Source organism: Streptomyces sp. NPDC048002, from assembly GCF_040653275.1.
In the GTDB taxonomy this organism is placed as follows: domain Bacteria; phylum Actinomycetota; class Actinomycetes; order Streptomycetales; family Streptomycetaceae; genus Streptomyces.
In genome coordinates this window covers 177,102-194,853 of record NZ_JBEZNL010000009.1, presented here as the reverse complement: position 1 = coordinate 194,853, position 17,752 = coordinate 177,102, and the positions used below count along the sequence as shown (strand labels likewise).

General features: G+C 73.1%; 12 protein-coding genes. 2 read left to right on the top strand and 10 right to left on the bottom strand.

Features of this window, described 5'->3' with window-relative positions:
• Positions 1-7 precede the first annotated feature (7 nt).
• From AB0E07_RS15135 to hrcA, 6 genes are all read right to left on the bottom strand, one after another.
• On the bottom strand, positions 8-3,193 hold the full coding sequence (locus AB0E07_RS15135) for a S41 family peptidase (protein WP_362250704.1): 3,186 nt from the start codon (positions 3,191-3,193) through the stop codon (positions 8-10).
• 65 nt (positions 3,194-3,258) lie between these two features.
• Positions 3,259-3,804, bottom strand: coding sequence for a hypothetical protein (locus AB0E07_RS15130; RefSeq protein ID WP_362250701.1), 546 nt, complete (start codon positions 3,802-3,804; stop codon positions 3,259-3,261).
• Positions 3,805-3,935: 131 nt separating this feature from the next.
• Positions 3,936-4,676 (bottom strand): 16S rRNA (uracil(1498)-N(3))-methyltransferase, encoded by a 741-nt coding sequence (locus tag AB0E07_RS15125; RefSeq protein WP_362250698.1) that lies wholly within the window; start codon positions 4,674-4,676, stop codon positions 3,936-3,938.
• Positions 4,673-5,758 carry a nitronate monooxygenase gene (locus AB0E07_RS15120; RefSeq protein WP_362250695.1) on the bottom strand — a complete coding sequence of 362 codons (1,086 nt, stop codon included), beginning with the start codon at positions 5,756-5,758 and terminating at the stop codon, positions 4,673-4,675. The genes AB0E07_RS15125 and AB0E07_RS15120 overlap by 4 nt, the downstream gene beginning before the upstream one ends.
• Positions 5,759-5,870: 112 nt before the next feature.
• The gene (gene dnaJ, locus AB0E07_RS15115; RefSeq protein ID WP_362250692.1) at positions 5,871-7,007 is read right to left on the bottom strand and encodes a molecular chaperone DnaJ; all 1,137 of its coding nucleotides are present in this window, start codon (positions 7,005-7,007) and stop codon (positions 5,871-5,873) included.
• Positions 7,008-8,024: a heat-inducible transcriptional repressor HrcA gene (hrcA, locus tag AB0E07_RS15110; protein ID WP_362250688.1), complete on the bottom strand. Its 1,017-nt coding sequence runs from the start codon at positions 8,022-8,024 to the stop codon at positions 7,008-7,010.
• Positions 8,025-8,186: 162 nt separating this feature from the next.
• On the opposite strand from hrcA, the gene AB0E07_RS15105 reads away from it, so the two are divergent.
• Both AB0E07_RS15105 and AB0E07_RS15100 read left to right on the top strand, forming a co-directional pair.
• Positions 8,187-8,912 carry an MBL fold metallo-hydrolase gene (locus tag AB0E07_RS15105; RefSeq protein WP_362250685.1) on the top strand — a complete coding sequence of 242 codons (726 nt, stop codon included), beginning with the start codon at positions 8,187-8,189 and terminating at the stop codon, positions 8,910-8,912.
• Between the two features lie 34 nt (positions 8,913-8,946).
• On the top strand, positions 8,947-9,753 hold the full coding sequence (locus tag AB0E07_RS15100) for a DUF3097 domain-containing protein (protein ID WP_362250682.1): 807 nt from the start codon (positions 8,947-8,949) through the stop codon (positions 9,751-9,753).
• A 310-nt stretch (positions 9,754-10,063) separates the two neighbouring features.
• On the opposite strand, the gene hemW is transcribed toward AB0E07_RS15100, so the two are convergent.
• The 4 genes from hemW to lepA all read right to left on the bottom strand — a co-directional run bounded on the left by hemW (position 10,064) and on the right by lepA (position 17,537).
• Positions 10,064-11,296: a radical SAM family heme chaperone HemW gene (gene hemW / locus AB0E07_RS15095; protein ID WP_362250679.1), complete on the bottom strand. Its 1,233-nt coding sequence runs from the start codon at positions 11,294-11,296 to the stop codon at positions 10,064-10,066.
• A gap of 27 nt (positions 11,297-11,323) precedes the next feature.
• Entirely contained in the window at positions 11,324-13,225 is a 1,902-nt protein-coding gene (locus tag AB0E07_RS15090) for a SpoIIE family protein phosphatase (protein ID WP_362250676.1), read from the bottom strand.
• A gap of 309 nt (positions 13,226-13,534) precedes the next feature.
• Complete coding sequence (locus tag AB0E07_RS15085) at positions 13,535-15,418, bottom strand: AMP-dependent synthetase/ligase (RefSeq protein ID WP_362250673.1); 1,884 nt, start codon at positions 15,416-15,418, stop codon at positions 13,535-13,537.
• A gap of 250 nt (positions 15,419-15,668) precedes the next feature.
• Positions 15,669-17,537, bottom strand: coding sequence for a translation elongation factor 4 (gene lepA / locus AB0E07_RS15080; protein ID WP_362250670.1), 1,869 nt, complete (start codon positions 17,535-17,537; stop codon positions 15,669-15,671).
• Between the last annotated feature and the right edge of the window lie 215 nt (positions 17,538-17,752).

Sequence of the window (17,752 nt, the reverse complement as noted above, 5' to 3'; positions counted from 1 at the left end):
GGCCGGGTCAGGCCGGCGGCTCGGGCGGGGTCCGCGCGGGCCGTTCCGCCAGCGCCTCCAGGGCCAGGCGCACGGCCTCGTCCAGTTGGGCGTCCCGGCCGGCGGCGTGGTCCTGGGGCCGCTGCACGACCTCCACGTCCGGCTCGACACCGTGGTTCTCCACGCCCCAGCCGTGACCCTCCAGCCAGATCGCGTACTTCGGCTGGGTGATGAGGGTGCCGTCGACCAGGCGGTAGCGGTTGTCGATGCCGATCACGCCGCCCCAGGTGCGGGTGCCGACGACGGGTCCGATGCCCAGCGCCTTGATGGCCGCGTTGACGATGTCGCCGTCCGAGCCGGAGAACTCGTCGGCCACGGCCACGACGGGTCCGCGCGGCGCGTCCTCGGGGTAGCTGGTGGGGCGCATGCCGCGCGGGACGTTCCAGCCCGCGACACGGCGGGCCAGTTTCTCCACCACGAGCTGGGAGGTGTGGCCGCCCCGGTTCTCCCGGATGTCGACGATCAGCCCCTCACGGGCGACCTCGATCCGCAGGTCCCGGTGGATCTGGGCCCAGCCGGGCGCCTGCATGTCGGGGACGTGGAGGTAGCCGAGGCGGCCCCCGGAGCGCTCGTGGACATGGGCCCGGCGGCCGGCCACCCAGTCGTGGTAGCGCAGGGGTTCCTCGTCGGCGACGGGGACCACGACCGCGTGCCGCAGTTCGCCGCCGTCGGCCGGGGACACCGTCAGTTCCACGGGCCGGCCCGCGGTGCCCACGAGCAGCGGGCCGGGACCGGTCACCGGATCCACCGCGACCCCGCCGACGGCGACGATCGCGTCACCCGGGCGGACCGCCACCCCGGGCGCGGCGAGCGGGGAGCGGGCCTGGGGGTCGGAGGTCTCCGAGGGGAGGACGCGGTCGATGCGCCACGTACCGTCCTCACGGCGGGAGATGTCCGCGCCGAGCAGGCCCTGCCGGGTGCCGCCGGAGCCGCCGCGCGGGACGACGTAGGCGTGCGAGGTGCCCAGTTCGCCCTGGACCTCGTAGAGGAGGTCGACGAGGTCGTCGCGGGTGGCGACCCGCTCCAGCAGCGGACGGTAGCGGTCGAGGACGCCGTCCCAGTCCACTCCGCCCATGTCGGCGCGCCAGAAGTGGTCCCGCATGACGCGGCCGCTCTCCTCGTACATCTGGCGCCACTCGGCGGCCGGGTCGACGGTCTGCCGGACCCGGCCGAGGTCGACGGTGATGTTGGAGTCGCTGTCCTCGTCGCCGGAGGCCCGCCGGTCGCTGGGGACGACCTTCAGCCGGCCGTCGGTCCACAGCAGCACCCGCTTGCCGTCGCCGCTGACCTCGAAGTGGTCGGCGTCGGCGGCCAGATGCTCCACCCGCTGCTGCACCAGGTCGTAGCGCTCCAGCTCGGTCTTGGGCTCGGGGTCGTCGGGGGCGGCCCGGGAGGCGCCGAGTTCACCGGTGACGGGGTGGCGCAGCCAGAGCACCCCGTCCTTGGCGGCGCGCAGACCGGTGTAGCGGGCGGCCTCGACCGGGAACGGCACGATCCGGTCGGCGAGTCCTTCGAGGTCGATGCGGGTGGCCGGGGTGCCCTCGCTGTCGGGCGTCTCGTCCCGGTCCGGGGCGTCGGAGCGCCGCCCGTGCCGCTGCGGCCCGAACGGCGAGGGTGTCGTCGCGGCCAGCGTGATCAGGTACGGGCGGGAGCCGGCCACGAAGGCCAGGTCGAAGACGTGCTCGTCGTAGACCGGGTCGAAGGAGCGGGCGGAGAGGAAGGCCAGGTGCTTGCCGTCCTGGGTGAACGCCGGGGCGTAGTCCTGGAAGCGCAGCGGGGTGGCCTCGGTGACCGACAGGTCGGTGGTGTGGGCCAGGCGCAGTTGGCTGAGCGGGCGCGGGCCGGGGTGCGACCAGGCCAGCCAGGCCGAGTCCGGGGAGAAGACCAGTCCGCCGGCGTCGCCGTCGGCGCTGCGGTCCACCTCGCGGACCTCGCCGGACTCCCGTTCCACCAGGAGCACCCGGCCGTCGTGCGAGGCGACGGCGGCCCGGCTGCCGTCGGGGGCCATCGCGAGGTCCAGGACCCGGCCGAGCCGGCCGGCGGCGAGCCTGCGCGGGGTGGCGCCCGGCGCGAGTCCCGTCGCGGGGGCGAACTCCAGGGCGTCGTCGCCCTCGGCGTCGGTCACCCACACCACCCACTCCTCCCCGTCGATCCGGAAGGTGCGGGGCTTGCGGGCCCGTACGCCGGGCTCGGCGGCGAGCGCGCGGGCCGGGCCCGAGCGGTGGGTGACCCAGTGGACGCTGCCGCGCACCAGGACGGCGCTGCCGCGCGCGCTGCGGTCGGGAGCGGCCGCGCCGAACCAGCGGGCCGCGTTGACCGGGCGCGGGCGGCGGTCGGTGCGCTGCCCGCCGAGGCGGATGTCCAGGCGGCGCGGTTCGGCGCCGTCCAGGTCGTCCAGCAGCCACAGTTCACCGGCCGAGGCGTACACGACCCGGGTGCCGTCGCCGGCGGCGTGGCGGGCGTAGAAGCCCCCGAGCGGGGTGTGGCGGCGCAGGTCGGAGCCGTCGGCGAGGGAGGAGTACAGCGCGCCGACGCCCTCGTGGTCGCTGAGGAAGGCGAGACGCTCCCCGGCCCAGACGGGGTACTCGATGTTGCCGTCCAGTTCCTCGTGGATCCGGACGAACTCGCCGTCGCCCTCCCGGTCGATCCACAACTTGCCCGCCAGGCCGCCCCGGTAGCGCTTCCAGTGCGCCGCCTCCAGGCTCAGGGCCGACCGCAGCACGGTGTGCGGCCCGTACGCCACGTCGCCGACGATCCCGTAGGGCAGGGTCGTCGCCGGTCCGCCGTCGAGCGGGACGGCGTGGGCCCAGGTGCGGTCCCGGCTCGCCCGGCCCCGGTTGCTGGTCACGAGGACGTGCCCGTCGGGGGTCCAGCCGCGGACCCGGGTGCGGGCGCCCCAGTACGTCAGGCGGGTGGCGGGGCCGCCGTCCACGGGGGCGGTGTGCACCTCGGGGGCGCCCTCCCGGGTGGAGGTCCAGGCGACGGTGGTGCCGTCCGGCGAGATCCGGGGCAGGGTGACCGGCATGTTGTCGGCGCTGACCCGCCAGGCCCGGCCGCCGTCCAGGGGGGCGAGCCAGACGTCGTCCTCGGCGGTGAAGGCGACCGACTCGCCGTGCACATGGGGGAACCGGAGATACGCGGCAGGCTGGGTCACCCGCTCACCCTACGCAGACGGGTGAGCGGTGTACGGGGTTTTCCGATCACTCGCGCCGACGCGGATCACTTGCCCTCCGGCCAGCACTGGGGCTTCTCCTGGCAGTACACCGTCCTGGTGACCGTCACCGTGACGGTGGCCCCGGGCTGCGCCCCTCCGCTGGGCGGGGCGACCGGTGACGGGGTGCCCTCGCAGTCGCCGAGACCGTCGACCTCGAACCACGTCCTGCCGCCCACCTTCGCGGTGACATGGCCGCGCACGCACTTGCCGTCGATGGCGCGGGTCACGACGCCGTCGACGGTGATGTCCTTGCCGTCCTTGGTCTTTCCGGTGCAGTCGACCTCGGCGACGGTCTGCTCGCCCGCGGTCGGTGTCGAGTCGCCCTCGCCGCCGTCGCCGTAGGAGGCGGTGCAGGTGAGCCACTGGACGTCCGCTTTCCGGCGCTCCAGTTCCCGGGTCACGGTCTGGTCGGTGGTCCACGCGATGGACGCGGTGCTGATGCCGGTGCCGTCGCAGGCGGCGACACCGCCGACGGCGAGCACCACCAGTCCCGCCGCACCCGCCGCTCTCGCCCCTCGCGGGTGACGCCAAATCCGCCTCAATGCCCCCATGGAGGGCAGCCTGCCACTGTCCGGCCCGTCGCGGTAGGGCGCGTACGGTCACTTCAGCCTTCCCGCACGTCACGCCGGGCGCCCCGGACTGGCGGTCAGGAGGGTTCGGCCGAGGGGAAGTTGGCCCCGGGTCAGCCCCAGCGGCCGGTACGGCCCAGCAGCAGGGCGGCCGCCGCGGTCCCGGCGGTCGAGGTGCGCAGCACGGTCGGCCCGAGCACGTGGGCCCGCGCCCCGACCTCCTCGAAGAGCGCCAACTCCTCGGGGGAGACGCCGCCTTCGGGGCCGACGACGAGCACGATGTGCCCCTCGGCGGGCAGTTCGGCGGCGGCCAGCGGCCGGTGGCCGCTCTCGTGGAGCACGGCGGCGAAGTCGGCCTCCGCGAGCAGCGCGGCGACCTGCTTGGCGTTCGCCGCGTCGGCGACCTCGGGGAAGCGGACCCGCCGGGACTGCTTGCCGGCCTCGCGAGCGGTGGCCCGCCACTTGGCGAGCGCCTTCAGGCCGCGCTCGCCCCGCCACTGCGTGATGCACCGGGACGCCGACCACGGCACGATCCCGTCGACGCCGACCTCGGTCATCGTCTCGACGGCGACCTCCCCGCGGTCGCCCTTGGGCAGGGCCTGTACGACGGTGATGCGCGGGCTCGGCTCCGCCTCCTCGCCGACCGTGTCGACGCGGACGGTCAGCCGGTCCTTGCCCTCGGCGGCCAGCACCACGCACCGCGCCCAGCGCCCGGCGCCGTCGGTCAGGACGACGTCCTCACCGGCGCGCAGCCGCTTCACGGAGACCGCGTGCCGCCCCTCGGGGCCTTCGAGGACGTACGGTCCGCCCTCGGCCGTTTCGAGGCGCTCGACCACGAACACCGGTGCCGTCATCGTCCCGCACCGCCGATCTGACGCTCCGACAACGCTGTCCCGGCGGCCGCGAGTTCGGCGGCCAGGACCTCCACCAGCTGTCCGGCGGGCAGTTCCCGCGCCATCCGGTGCCCCTGGCCCGCCCACAGCGCCATGCCCTGCGCGTCGCCCGCCTTGGCGGCCGCCTTGCGCAGCGGCGAGGTGAGGTGGTGGACCTCGGGGTAGGCGGCGGGCGCGTACGGGCCGTGCTCGCGCATGAACCGGTTGACCAGTCCGCGCGCGGGGCGGCCGGAGAAGGCCCGGGTCAGCCCGGTGCGCGCGAACAGGGGGTTGGTCAGCGCCTGCTTGTGCACGGGGCTCGCGCCGGACTCGGGGGTGACGAGGAAGGCGGTGCCGAGCTGGGCGGCACTGGCCCCGGCGGCGAGGACGGCGGCGATCTGGCTGCCGCGCATCAGGCCGCCGGCGGCGACGACCGGGATGCCGACGCTCTCGCGGATCTGGCCGATCAGCGACAGCAGTCCGATGCCGGTGCCGTCGGTCTCGGGGTGGTCCCGGTGGGTGCCCTGGTGGCCGCCGGCCTCGACGCCCTGCGCGATCACCGCGTCGGCGCCGGCCCGCTCGACGGCGCGGGCCTCCTCGGAGGTGGTCGCGGTGACCAGGGTGAAGGTGCCGGCCCGGCGCAGCGAGTCGAGCACCTCGGCGCTCGGCACCCCGAAGTGGAAGGAGACCACCGGGACCGGGTTGTCCAGCAGGACGGCGAGCTTGGCCTCGTAGCCGTCGTCACGGCCGCTGTCGGGGTCCCCCAGCTCGGTCTCGTACCAGCCGGCCTCCCCGGCCAGCTGATGGGCGTAGACGTCCACGGCCGCCGCGTCCGCGTGCTCGGGCTGCGGCATGAAGAGGTTCACGCCGAACGGGCGGCCGGTGAGCCCCCGCAACTGCTTGATCTCCTGGTACATGCCGTCGGCGGTCTTGTACCCGGCGGCGAGGAAGCCGAGCCCGCCGGCCTCGGCCACGGCCGCGGCGAGCGTCGGTACGGAGACGCCGCCCGCCATGGGGGCCTGCACGATCGGAAGGGGAAAGAGATCGGTCAGTGCGGAGGACATGACGGCATGTTGTCACGTCCTCCGAACAAGTCCGAATCCACCCGCCCTGTGGCATAGACCACGGGCAGGAGCCGAGCCGGAGGGCCGTCGAAGCGCCTCCGGCCCACCCGTTTCAGCGACCGTTGAACGCGTCCTTCAGGCGTGAGAACAGCCCCTGCTGCCCCGGCTGGAACTGGCCCTGGGGCCGTTCCTCGCCGCGGAGCTTGGCCAGTTCGCGCAGGAGGCGCTCCTGCTCCGGGTCGAGCTTGGTCGGGGTCTGCACCTCGACGTGGACGATCAGGTCGCCCCGGCCGCCGCCGCGCAGGTGCGTGACGCCCCGGCCGTGCAGCGGGATCGACTGGCCGGACTGGGTGCCCGGCCGGATGTCGACCTCCTCCATGCCGTCCAGGGTCTCCAGCGGGACCTTCGTGCCCAGGGACGCCGCCGTCATCGGGATCGTCACCGTGCAGTGCAGGTCGTCGCCGCGCCGCTGGAAGGTCGAGTGCGGCAGCTCGTGGATCTCCACGTACAGGTCACCGGCGGGACCGCCACCGGGCCCGACCTCGCCCTCGCCGGCCAGCTGGATCCGGGTGCCGTTGTCCACACCGGCCGGGATCTTGACCGTGAGGGTGCGCCGCGAGCGGACCCGCCCGTCGCCCGCGCACTCCGGGCACGGGGTGGGCACCACGGTGCCGAAGCCCTGGCACTGGGGGCACGGCCGCGAGGTCATGACCTGGCCGAGGAAGGACCGCGTCACCTGCGACACCTCACCGCGGCCGCGGCACATGTCACAGGTCTGGGCCGAGGTTCCGGGCGCCGCGCCCTCGCCGCTGCACGTGTTGCAGACGACGGCCGTGTCGACCTGGATGTCCTTGGTCGTGCCGAAGGCCGCCTCGTCCAGCTCGATCTCCAGCCGGATCATGGCGTCCTGGCCGCGGCGGGTGCGCGAGCGCGGACCGCGCTGCGAGGCCGTGCCGAAGAACGCGTCCATGATGTCGGAGAAGTTGCCGAAGCCACCGGCCCCGAAGCCGCCCGCGCCCGCGCCGCCGCCCTGCGAGAGCGGGTCGCCGCCGAGGTCGTAGACCTGCTTCTTCTGCGGGTCCGACAGCACCTCGTAAGCGGCGTTGATCTCCTTGAACCGCTCCTGGGTCTTCGGGTCCGGGTTGACGTCCGGGTGCAGCTCGCGAGCGAGCCGCCGGAAGGCCTTCTTGATCTCATCCTGCGACGCGTCGCGGCGCACGCCGAGAACGGCGTAGTAGTCCGTGGCCACTTACGACTCCGCCAGGATCTGTCCGACGTACCGTGCCACCGCTCGTACCGCTCCCATCGTTCCCGGGTAATCCATGCGGGTCGGTCCGACCACGCCGAGCTTGGCTACTGCCTCGCCGCCCGAACCGTAGCCGACCGACACGACGGACGTGGAGTTGAGTCCCTCGTAGGCGTTCTCGTGCCCGATGCGCACGGTCATGCCCGAATCTCCCGCCTCGCCCAGGAGTTTGAGGAGGACGACGTGCTCCTCCAGTGCCTCCAGGACGGGCCGGATGGTGAGGGGAAAGTCATGTCCGAAGCGGGTGAGATTGGCGGTGCCGCCGATCATCAGCCGCTCCTCGTTCTCCTCGACCAGCGTCTCCAGCAGGGTGGAGAGGACGGCCGAGACCGTGCCGCGGTCCTCGATGTCGAAGCCCTCGGGGAGGTCCTCGACGAGCGGCGGCACATCGGTGAAGCGCCGGCCCGCGACCCGGCTGTTCAGCCGCGCCCGCAGATCGGCCAGGGACGTCTCGCCGAACGGCGCCGGGCAGTCGACCATCCGCTGCTCGACCCGTCCGGTGTCCGTGATCAGCACGAGCATCACCCGCGCGGGCGCCAGCGAGAGCAGCTCGACATGGCGCACCGTGGACCGGGTCAGCGAGGGGTACTGCACGACGGCGACCTGGCGGGTGAGCTGGGCGAGCAGCCGGACCGTGCGGGCGACCACGTCGTCGAGGTCGACGGAGCCGTCCAGGAAGTTCTGGATGGCGCGCCGCTCCGGCGCGGTCATCGGCTTGACGCCGGCCAGCTTGTCGACGAAGAGCCGGTAGCCCTTGTCCGTCGGGATGCGTCCGGCGCTGGTGTGCGGCTGGGCGATGAAGCCCTCGTCCTCCAGCGCCGCCATGTCGTTGCGGACGGTCGCCGGGGAGACCCCGAGGTTGTGCCGCTCGGTGAGGGCCTTGGAACCCACCGGTTCCTCGGTGCCCACGTAGTCCTGGACGATGGCGCGCAGTACTTGCAGCCTGCGTTCACTCAGCATCCGCGCACACCTCCAGAAAGTCGTCCCCCAGTCCCCCGGGGCTCCTCGCCTGGCACTCTGTCCGTCCGAGTGCCAGCAGTCCCGGCCCCAGTGTACGGCGGTGGGGTACTCCCCGGGCAAGGTCGGACCGAGGCGGCGGCCTGTGGAGCTAGCGTCGCCGGTATGACGGTGACTTGGGAAGAGCTGGGGTGGGAGCGGGTCGCGCCCGGAGTGGGGCGCTGCCGGCTGCCCGGCTGGGACTGTACGGCCGGTGTGGTCCTCGGAGAGGCTACGGCGCTGGTGGTCGACGCCGGGTCGAGCCTGGCGGAGGGGGCGCGGCTGCGGATGCGGGCGGAGGCGCTCGCCGGTCACCGTGTGACCCATCTCGCGCTGACCCATCCGCACTTCGACCATGTCTTCGGCGCGGCGGCCTTCGCGGGCGCCGAGGTGTACGGCGCGGTCGGCGTCGACGCCGTGTACGGGCCGCACGGCCGGGCGGAGCTGCGGGCCGACGCGGTGCGCCACGGTCTGGAAGCGGCCGCGGCGGACGAGGCGGTGGACGTGCTCACCCCGCCCCGCCACCACGTCTCGGGCGAGTGGACCCTGGACCTCGGCCCCGGCCGCCAGGTCCTCCTCGCCAACGTGGGTCCCGGGCACACCGCCCACGACCTGGTGGTCCTGGTTCCGGGCAGCCCGGAGGTGGTGTTCTGCGGGGACCTGGTGGAGGAGTCGGGCGAGCCGCAGGCGGGCCCGGACGCGGTGCCCTCGCGGTGGCCGGCGGCTCTGGACCGGCTGCTGTCGCTGGGCGGCGAGGACGCGCTGTACGTGCCCGGTCACGGAGCGGTGGTGGACGCCGCGTTCGTCCGGGCCCAGCGCGACGTGCTGGCGGCGCGCTTCGGCGTGTCGTAGGACCTGGCGGGGCGGTTCTCCTATCGTCATCCGAATGCGCCAGTACTCGCCGGACCTGACCCCGCCGTGGAAGAAGCCCAAGCCGGTTCCCGAGGTCGAGGCGGAGCCCGGTCTGGTGGTGGAGGAGCCCGGCACCGGTTTCTGCGGGGCGGTGATCCGCTGCGAGGCGGGCACGGTGACGCTGGAGGACCGCTTCGGCAAGCACCGGGTGTTCCCGCTGGAACCGCGGGGCTTCCTGCTGGAGGGCAGGGCCGTGACACTGGTCCGTCCCTCGTCCGGAGGTCCGGCCCGGCCCGCCCGGACGGCGTCCGGTTCCGTCGCGGTCCCCGGTGCCCGGGCCCGGGTGGCACGCGCCGGGCGCATCTACGTCGAGGGCCGGCACGACGCGGAGCTGGTGGAGAAGGTCTGGGGCGACGACCTGCGCATCGAGGGCGTGGTGGTGGAGTACCTGGAGGGCGTGGACGACCTGCCGGCGATCGTCGCGGAGTTCGCCCCCGGCCCGGACGCGCGGCTCGGGGTGCTCGTGGACCACCTGGTGCCGGGGTCCAAGGAGTGGCGCATCGCACAGGAGGTGACCGGCGAGCACGCCCTGGTGGTGGGCCATCCCTACATCGACATCTGGGAGGCCGTGAAGCCCGCCTCCCTGGGCATCGCGGCCTGGCCGAAGGTGCCCCGCGGACAGGACTGGAAGACCGGCGTGTGCCGGGCGCTCGGCTGGCCCTCGGAGAACACCGGCGCGGTGTGGCAGGCCATCCTGGCCCGCGTCAGTTCCTACAAGGACCTGGAGCCGGAGCTGCTGGGCTCCGTGGAACACCTGATCGACCACGTGACGGCCCCCTGACCCCGGCCCCGGACCACGATCTCGGCCCCGGACCACGTGACGGCCCAGGACCACGCCCTCGGCGCAGGACCGCGCGCCCCGGTCGCCCCCACCGCACGACGGTCACCGCCGCACCACTCGCCCCACGGCCACCAGGCACCGGCCCGCACCCGCCGGTGACCCACGCCACCGCGGGCGGACACCCCGCCGGGCGCACCGCACCCCCGCCGCCACGACCACGGTCGCCGCGCGACGGACCGGTGCGGGGCCGCGCGCGCCGGGGCCCGAGGCGCCCCGCACCGGCCTCCGCGGCACCGCCGCCGGTCCGGTGTCAGTCGACCAGGTCGCGGACCACCGCGTCCGCCAGCAGGCGTCCGCGCAGGGTCAGTACGGCTCGGCCCCCGTCGTAGGGGCCCGGCTCCAGCAGGCCGTCGCCGAGGGCGCGGTGGGCGGCCGCGAGGCCCGCCTCCCGCAGCAGGGACAGCGGTACGCCCTCCCGCAGCCGCAGCTCCAGCAGGATCCGCTCGACGCGCCGGTCCTCGTCCGACAGCAGCTCGCGCCCGGCGCCCGGGGACCGGCCGGAGGCCAGCGCCGCCGCGTAGGCGCCGGGGTGCTTCACGTTCCACCAGCGGACCCCGCCCACGTGGGAGTGGGCGCCGGGGCCCGCACCCCACCAGTCGGCGCCGCGCCAGTACAGCTCGTTGTGCAGGCACCGGCCGGCCGGGGAGGTCGCCCAGTTCGAGACCTCGTACCAGTCGAAGCCGGCCCGGGCCATGACCTCGTCCGCGATCAGATAGCGGTCGGCGTGCACGTCGTCGTCGGTCATCGGGACCTCGCCGCGCCGGATGCGGCGGGCCAGCTGGGTGCCCTCCTCGACGATCAGGGCGTACGCCGAGACATGGTCCGGCCCGGCGCCGATCGCGGCCTCCAGGGACGCCCGCCAGTCGTCGTCGGACTCCCCGGGGGTGCCGTAGATCAGGTCGAGGTTGACGTGCTCGAACCCGGCGGCCCGCGCCTCCGCCACGCACGCCTCGGGGCGGCCCGGTGTGTGGGTGCGGTCCAGCACCTGCAGCACATGCCGCTTCGCGCTCTGCATGCCGAAGGAGATCCGGTTGAAGCCGCCCTCGCGGAGGGTGGCCAGATAGGCCGGGTCCACCGACTCCGGGTTCGCCTCGGTGGTGATCTCCGCGTCCGGGGCGAGCCCGAACTCGTCGCGGATCGCGCCCAGCATCCGCACCAGGTCCTCCGCCGCGAGCAGGGTCGGCGTACCGCCGCCCACGAAGACCGTACGCACCGCCCGCGGGTCGTCGCCCAGCACCTTCCGGGCCAGGCGGACCTCGTCGGTGAGGGTGTCCGCGTAGTTGTCGCGGGAGGCCAGGACGCCGCCGGTGCCGCGCAGCTCGGTCGCCGTGTAGGTGTTGAAGTCGCAGTACCCGCAGCGGGTCGCGCAGTAGGGGACGTGCAGGTAGAACCCGAGCGGGCGGTCGGCCGCGCCGGCCAGCGCGGAGGCGGGGAGCGTGCCGTCGTCGGGGACCGGCTCGCCGTCGGGGAGTGCGGAAGGCATGCCTTCCATTGTCCAGCACCCGGAGGGTCACTCGGCCTGGAGCACCAGCAGCGCCAGGTCGTCCTCCGGCGGGCGGCCCCCGAAGTCGTGGACCAGCCGCCGGATCCGCTCGGCGATGGACTGCGCGCCGAGGCCCGCGCAGCCGGCCAGCGCGGCGGCGAGCCCGTCGCCGTCGTCGAACTGGCGGGTGCCGCTGCGCCGCTCGGTGACCCCGTCGGTCACACAGAGCAGACTGTCCCCGGCCCGCAGCTCCAGCGTCTCGCTGGTGTACGTGGCGTCCTCGACGACGCCGAGGAGGGTCTGCGGCTGCGCGGCGGTACGGACGCCGCCGCGCGCGTCCAGCAGCAGCGGCAGCGGATGCCCGGCGGAGGCGAGGGTGCAGCGGACGCCCCCTTCGAAGGGGGCCAGCTCCCCGTAGAGCAGGGACAGGAAGCGGGTCTGCGGACCGTCTCCCGGGGCGGCGGGACCTACGAGGGCGCGGGCCCTGGCGTCGGCGGCCTCCGTGGCGTCGTCGAGGAGGAGCTGGTTGAGGCGGTCCAGGACGTCGGCGACGCCGTACCCCTCCCGGGCCAGCAGCCGCAGCCAGGGGCGGGCCAGGCCGATCACCACGGCCGCCTCCGGGCCCTTGCCCTGGACGTCGCCGACCGCGAAGCACCAGCGGCCGTCACCGGCCGGGAAGAGGTCGTAGAAGTCACCGCTGGGCCCGCCCTGGACGCAGGGCTCGTAGACGAGGGCGCTGGCCAGGCCGGGGATCTCGGCGACGGCGCCGGGCAGCAGTCCGCGCTGGAGGACGGCGCTGATGGTGGCCTGCCGGGCGTACTGCCGGGCCGCGCCGATGGCGAGGGCCACCCGGCGGCCGAGGTCCTCCACCAGCCCGGTGACCTCGTCGGGGAAGCCCTCGGGGCCCGCCCGCCCGATCACCAGCGTGCCCAGCGGGCGGCCCCCCGCGACCAGCCGGTACGCCAGCGCCGTGCCGTCGGGGTCCCGCTCCCCCAGCGCCTCCTTGGGCCAGGGGTACGGCACCGGGCCCGAGCGCAGGTCGTCCGACGGGCGCGGCGGGTCCGCCTCCAGCGCCCGGCGCAGGTCCTCGATGAGGTGCTCGCAGGCGTGCCAGACCCGGGCCGGCGGCGGGCCGGCGCCCTCGGTGCCGGGCAGGGTCCAGCCGCGCCCGCCCACCTCGTCCTCCAGCCACACCGCGCACCAGTCGGCGAGCCGGGGTACCAGCAGCTGTCCGGTGAGGGAGGCGACCAGGTTCTCGTCGAGCTGCCCGGCCAGCAGGTCGGAGGCCTCGGCGAGGAAGGACAGCGCGCCCCGGTTGAGCCAGGCCCGGTCGTGTTCGGGACGGCGCGGGACGGGGTCCGGTATCGCCCAGGGGCGCGGCCCCTCCTCCTCGACGGCGCCCTCCTCGGCGGGCAGCCGGGCCCAGACGGTCTTGGTGCCGGTGCGGTAGGTGACGCCCCAGGACTCGGAGAGCCGGGCGACGAGGCCCAGTCCGCGGCCGTACTCCGGGGTGCCCCGGTCCGGTTCGGCCGCGCCGTCGCGCGGGGCGCGCCCGGGGTGGCGGTCGCCGACCTCGACGACGATCGCGCCGGTGCCCTCCTCCATCCGGCAGACCAGTTCGACATCGGTGCCGGCGTGGACGACGGCGTTGGTGACGAGTTCGCTCACGACCAGGACGGCGTCGTCGACGAGGCGGTCGGTGTGCCGTTCGGTGCCGGGCAGGTCGAGTTCGGCCCAGGCGGCGAGCCCGGCGCGTAACAGGGCGCGGGCGGACCCCGGCGCCACGGGGCTTCCGGGCAGGGTCGCGCGGCTCAGGGCGCGCGGCCGGCCGCTCTCGTGCGCGAGCGGGCCGACGGGCCCGTCGAGTGCGTCAACGGGCACATCGGAGGCACGGAAGACGGTCTCCCGTTGCGTCGGAATGGCCCCCATGGACAGCTCCCCGAGCGGTTGGACGAAGTCGCCTCTGTCGACGCGGACAGAGTGACAGACCGACCACGCTCATAAGCGCCGAGTTACCGAAGTGGGCCGCCATGGGTGAGAACAGTGGTACACGCGCGCTCGAAGACGGTCGGATTCGCGCAAACCGCGGCACCGCGAACCGTTGACCAGGTCCCCCGGGGACCTGGTCGACGAGGCTTCGAACGGCGGGCGCCCCAGGGGCGCGGGGAACCGCGCGACCGGCCACTACGGCGATCCGGCCGCACACGCTCCCCGGCACCCCCTGCCCGCGCCGGGGCCTTACGCCTCGCGCGTGCCCTCGTACATCTCCTCCAGCAGGTGCGCGTACTCCCGCTCCACCACCGGCCGCTTCAGCTTCAGCGACGGGGTGATCTCGCCGTGCTCCACATCGAGGTCACGCGGCAGCAGACGGAACTTCTTGATGGTCTGCCAGCGCTGGAGCCCCTCGTTCAGCTCCTTCACATAGCCCTCGACCATCGCCACCGTCTCCGGCGCGGCGACGACCTCCGCGTACGGCTTGCCGCCGAGGCCGTTCTCGCCGGCCCAGCCCATCAGCGCGACCTCGTCCAGCGCGATGAGCGCGGTGCAGAAGTTCCGGTCGGCGCCGTGCACCAGGATGTTGGAGACGAACGGGCAGACGGACTTGAAGGAGCCCTCGATCTCGGTCGGCGCGACGTACTTGCCGCCGGAGGTCTTGAACAGGTCCTTCTTGCGGTCGGTGATGCGCAGGTACCCGTCGGGCGACAGCTCGCCGATGTCGCCGGTGTGGAACCAGCCGTCCGCCTCCAGCACCTCGGCGGTCTTCTCGGGCAGTCCGTGGTAGCCCTCCATGATGCCGGGGCCGCGCAGCAGGATCTCCCCGTCCTCGGCGATGCGCACCTCGCAGCCGGGCAGCGGCTTGCCGACCGTGCCGGTGCGGTACGCCTCGCCCGGGTTGACGAAGGAGGCCGCCGAGGACTCGGTCAGGCCGTAGCCCTCCAGGATGTGGATGCCGGCGCCGGCGAAGAAGAAGCCGATCTCCGGGGCCAGCGCGACCGAGCCGGAGACACAGGCCCGCAGCCGTCCGCCGAAGGCGTCGCGGAGCTTGGAGTAGACGAGGGTGTCGGCGACCTTGTGCTTGGCGCCGAGCGCGAAGGGGACGGACGCGGTGCCGGTGCGCCGGAAGTTGTCCTGGCTGACCTTGGCGTACTCGCGGGCCACCCCGGCCGCCCACTGGAAGATCTTGTACTTGGCCGCGCCGCCCGCGCGGGCCTTGGCGGCGACGCCGTTGTAGACCTTCTCGAAGATGCGCGGCACGGCGGCCATGTACGTCGGCTGGACGACCGGCAGATTGTCGATGATCTTGTCGACGCGGCCGTCGACGGCGGTCACATGGCCGACCTCGATCTGGCCGGAGGTGAGGACCTTGCCGAAGACGTGCGCCAGGGGCAGCCACAGGTACTGCACGTCGTCGGCGCCGACCAGGCCGGTCGCGGCGATGGCCTTGGCCATGTACGACCAGTTGTCGTGCGGCAGCCGCACGCCCTTGGGGCGGCCGGTGGTGCCGGAGGTGTAGATCAGCGTGGCGAGCTGGTCCTTGGTGATGGCACCGACCCGCTCCTTGACCAGGTCGGCGTCCTTCTCCAGCCGGGCGGCGCCGCGCTTCTCCAGCTCGTCCAGGGTCAGGATCCAGTCGGCGCCGCCGTCCTTGTCCATGCCGGTGGGGTCGATGACCACGACATGGGTGAGGTCGGGCAGCTCGGCGCGCTTCTCGACCGCCTTGGCCAGCTGTGCCGCGTCCTCGGCGATCAGCACCCGGCTCGCGGAGTCGGAGAGGATGAACGCGGACTCGTCCGCGTTGGTCTGCGGGTAGATCGTGGTGGTGGCCGCGCCGGCGCACATGATGCCGAGGTCGGAGAGGATCCACTCGATCCGGGTCGAGGCGGCGAGCGCCACCCGCTGCTCGGGCTGCACGCCGAGTTCGATCAGCCCGGCGGCGATCGCGTAGACCCGCTCGGCGGCCCGGCCCCAGGTGAGCGACTTCCACTCGTCCGGGCCCTCACCGGCCGAGGGCGGCACCGGATAGCGGTACGCCTCGGCGTCCGGCGTTGCCGCCACGCGCTCCAGGAAGAGGGCCGCCACACTCGGCGGACGGTTCTCGATCAAAGTCTGTGCGTCGCTCACGACATCCTCCGGGGCCCGCGACAGTGCGGCTGGCTCAGGGTGCGGCTGGTTCCACTCGCGCGCCTTGTTTAACTCGCGAGTAACTATCGAGCAGGGATCAGGGTAAGGCGCGACCGGCCGGTGCGTAAGAGTCCGCGCCCTGTCACTTCCTACAGAGACCCGGTTCCGACATGCACGGAGGCCCGCCGCACTTTCGTACGACGGGCCCCTGAGCGTCCGCTTTGACCGGGTGAGCTGGCGTAACCGGCGGTTACTTCTTGCCCTTGCCCGACCCCGCGCTGTCATCACTGCTCAGCACGGCGATGAAGGCCTCCTGCGGAACTTCCACGGAACCCACCATCTTCATCCGCTTCTTGCCCTCCTTCTGCTTCTCCAGCAGCTTCCGCTTCCGGGAGATGTCACCGCCGTAGCACTTGGCGAGGACGTCCTTGCGGATGGCGCGGATGGTCTCGCGGGCGATGACCCGGGAGCCGATGGCCGCCTGGATAGGCACCTCGAAGGCCTGCCGCGGGATCAGCTCGCGCAGCTTGGCGACCAGCCGCACGCCGTAGGCGTACGCGGCGTCCTTGTGGGTGATCGCGGAGAAGGCGTCCACCTTGTCGCCGTGCAGCAGGATGTCGACCTTGACCAGGCTGGAGGTCTGCTCACCGGTTGGCTCGTAGTCCAGCGAGGCGTAGCCGCGGGTCTTGGACTTCAGCTGGTCGAAGAAGTCGAAGACGATCTCGGCGAGGGGCAGGGTGTAGCGGATCTCGACCCGGTCCTCGGAGAGGTAGTCCATGCCGAGCAGGGTGCCGCGCCGGGTCTGGCACAGCTCCATGATCGAGCCGATGAACTCGGTCGGCGCGAGGATCGTGGCGCGTACGACCGGCTCGTAGACCTCCTGGATCTTCCCCTCGGGGAATTCGCTCGGGTTGGTGACGGTGTGCTCGGTGCGGTCCTCCATCACGACCCGGTAGACCACGTTCGGCGCGGTCGCGATCAGGTCGAGCCCGAACTCGCGCTCCAGCCGCTCACGGATCACGTCGAGGTGGAGCAGGCCGAGGAAGCCCACGCGGAAACCGAAGCCGAGCGCCGCGGAGGTCTCCGGCTCGTACACCAGCGCGGCGTCGTTGAGCTGGAGCTTGTCCAGCGCCTCGCGCAGCTCGGGGTAGTCGGAGCCGTCCAGCGGATAGAGGCCGGAGAAGACCATCGGCTTGGGGTCCTTGTACCCGCCGAGGGCCTCGGTGGCACCCTTGTGCTGGCTGGTGACGGTGTCACCGACCTTGGACTGGCGGACGTCCTTCACACCGGTGATCAGGTAGCCCACCTCGCCGACACCGAGGCCGTCGGCGCCGAGCATCTCGGGCGAGTTGGTGCCGATCTCCAGCAGCTCGTGGGTCGCGCCCGTGGACATCATCCTGATCCGCTCGCGCTTGTTGAGCTGACCGTCGATGACCCGGACGTAGGTGACGACGCCACGGTAGGAGTCGTAGACCGAGTCGAAGATCATGGCGCGCGCGGGCGCGTCCTTCACGCCGACCGGCGCGGGGACCTCGGCGACGACCTTGTCGAGCAGCTGGTCGACACCGACACCGGTCTTCGCGGAGACCCGGAGCACGTCGGACGGATCGCAGCCGACCAGGTTGGCGAGCTCCTCGGCGAACTTCTCGGGCTGCGCGGCCGGCAGGTCGATCTTGTTCAGCACCGGGATGATCGTGAGGTCGTTCTCCATCGCCAGGTACAGGTTGGCGAGGGTCTGGGCCTCGATGCCCTGGGCGGCGTCGACCAGCAGGACGGTGCCCTCGCACGCGGCGAGCGACCGGGACACCTCGTACGTGAAGTCGACGTGGCCCGGGGTGTCGATCATGTTGAGGATGTGCGTGTTGCCCGGGTCCGTGGTGGGCGCCCACGGCAGACGCACGGCCTGGGACTTGATGGTGATGCCGCGCTCGCGCTCGATGTCCATGCGGTCGAGGTACTGAGCGCGCATCTGCCGCTGCTCGACCACACCGGTCAGCTGGAGCATCCGGTCGGCGAGCGTGGACTTGCCGTGGTCGATGTGCGCGATGATGCAGAAATTGCGGATCAGAGCCGGGTCGGTTCGGCTCGGCTCGGGCACATGGCTAGGGATCGCGGGCACGCAGGGTCCTGATTCTTGAGGTGTCCGCAGCCGTCTGCGGTCTCGGGTCGGAACGATCGGGTCTATACGCAGGCTCCATGGTCCCACGGGTGGCGACCGGAGACCGGTTTGGGCCGTCCACCGGCCCACTGGTAGTCTGGGTGGCTGTGTCTCATGCCCTCTCAGCGCGAGGCACACCCCAAGAAATCACCTGGCAGGGGTCCCTCGCGGTCCCG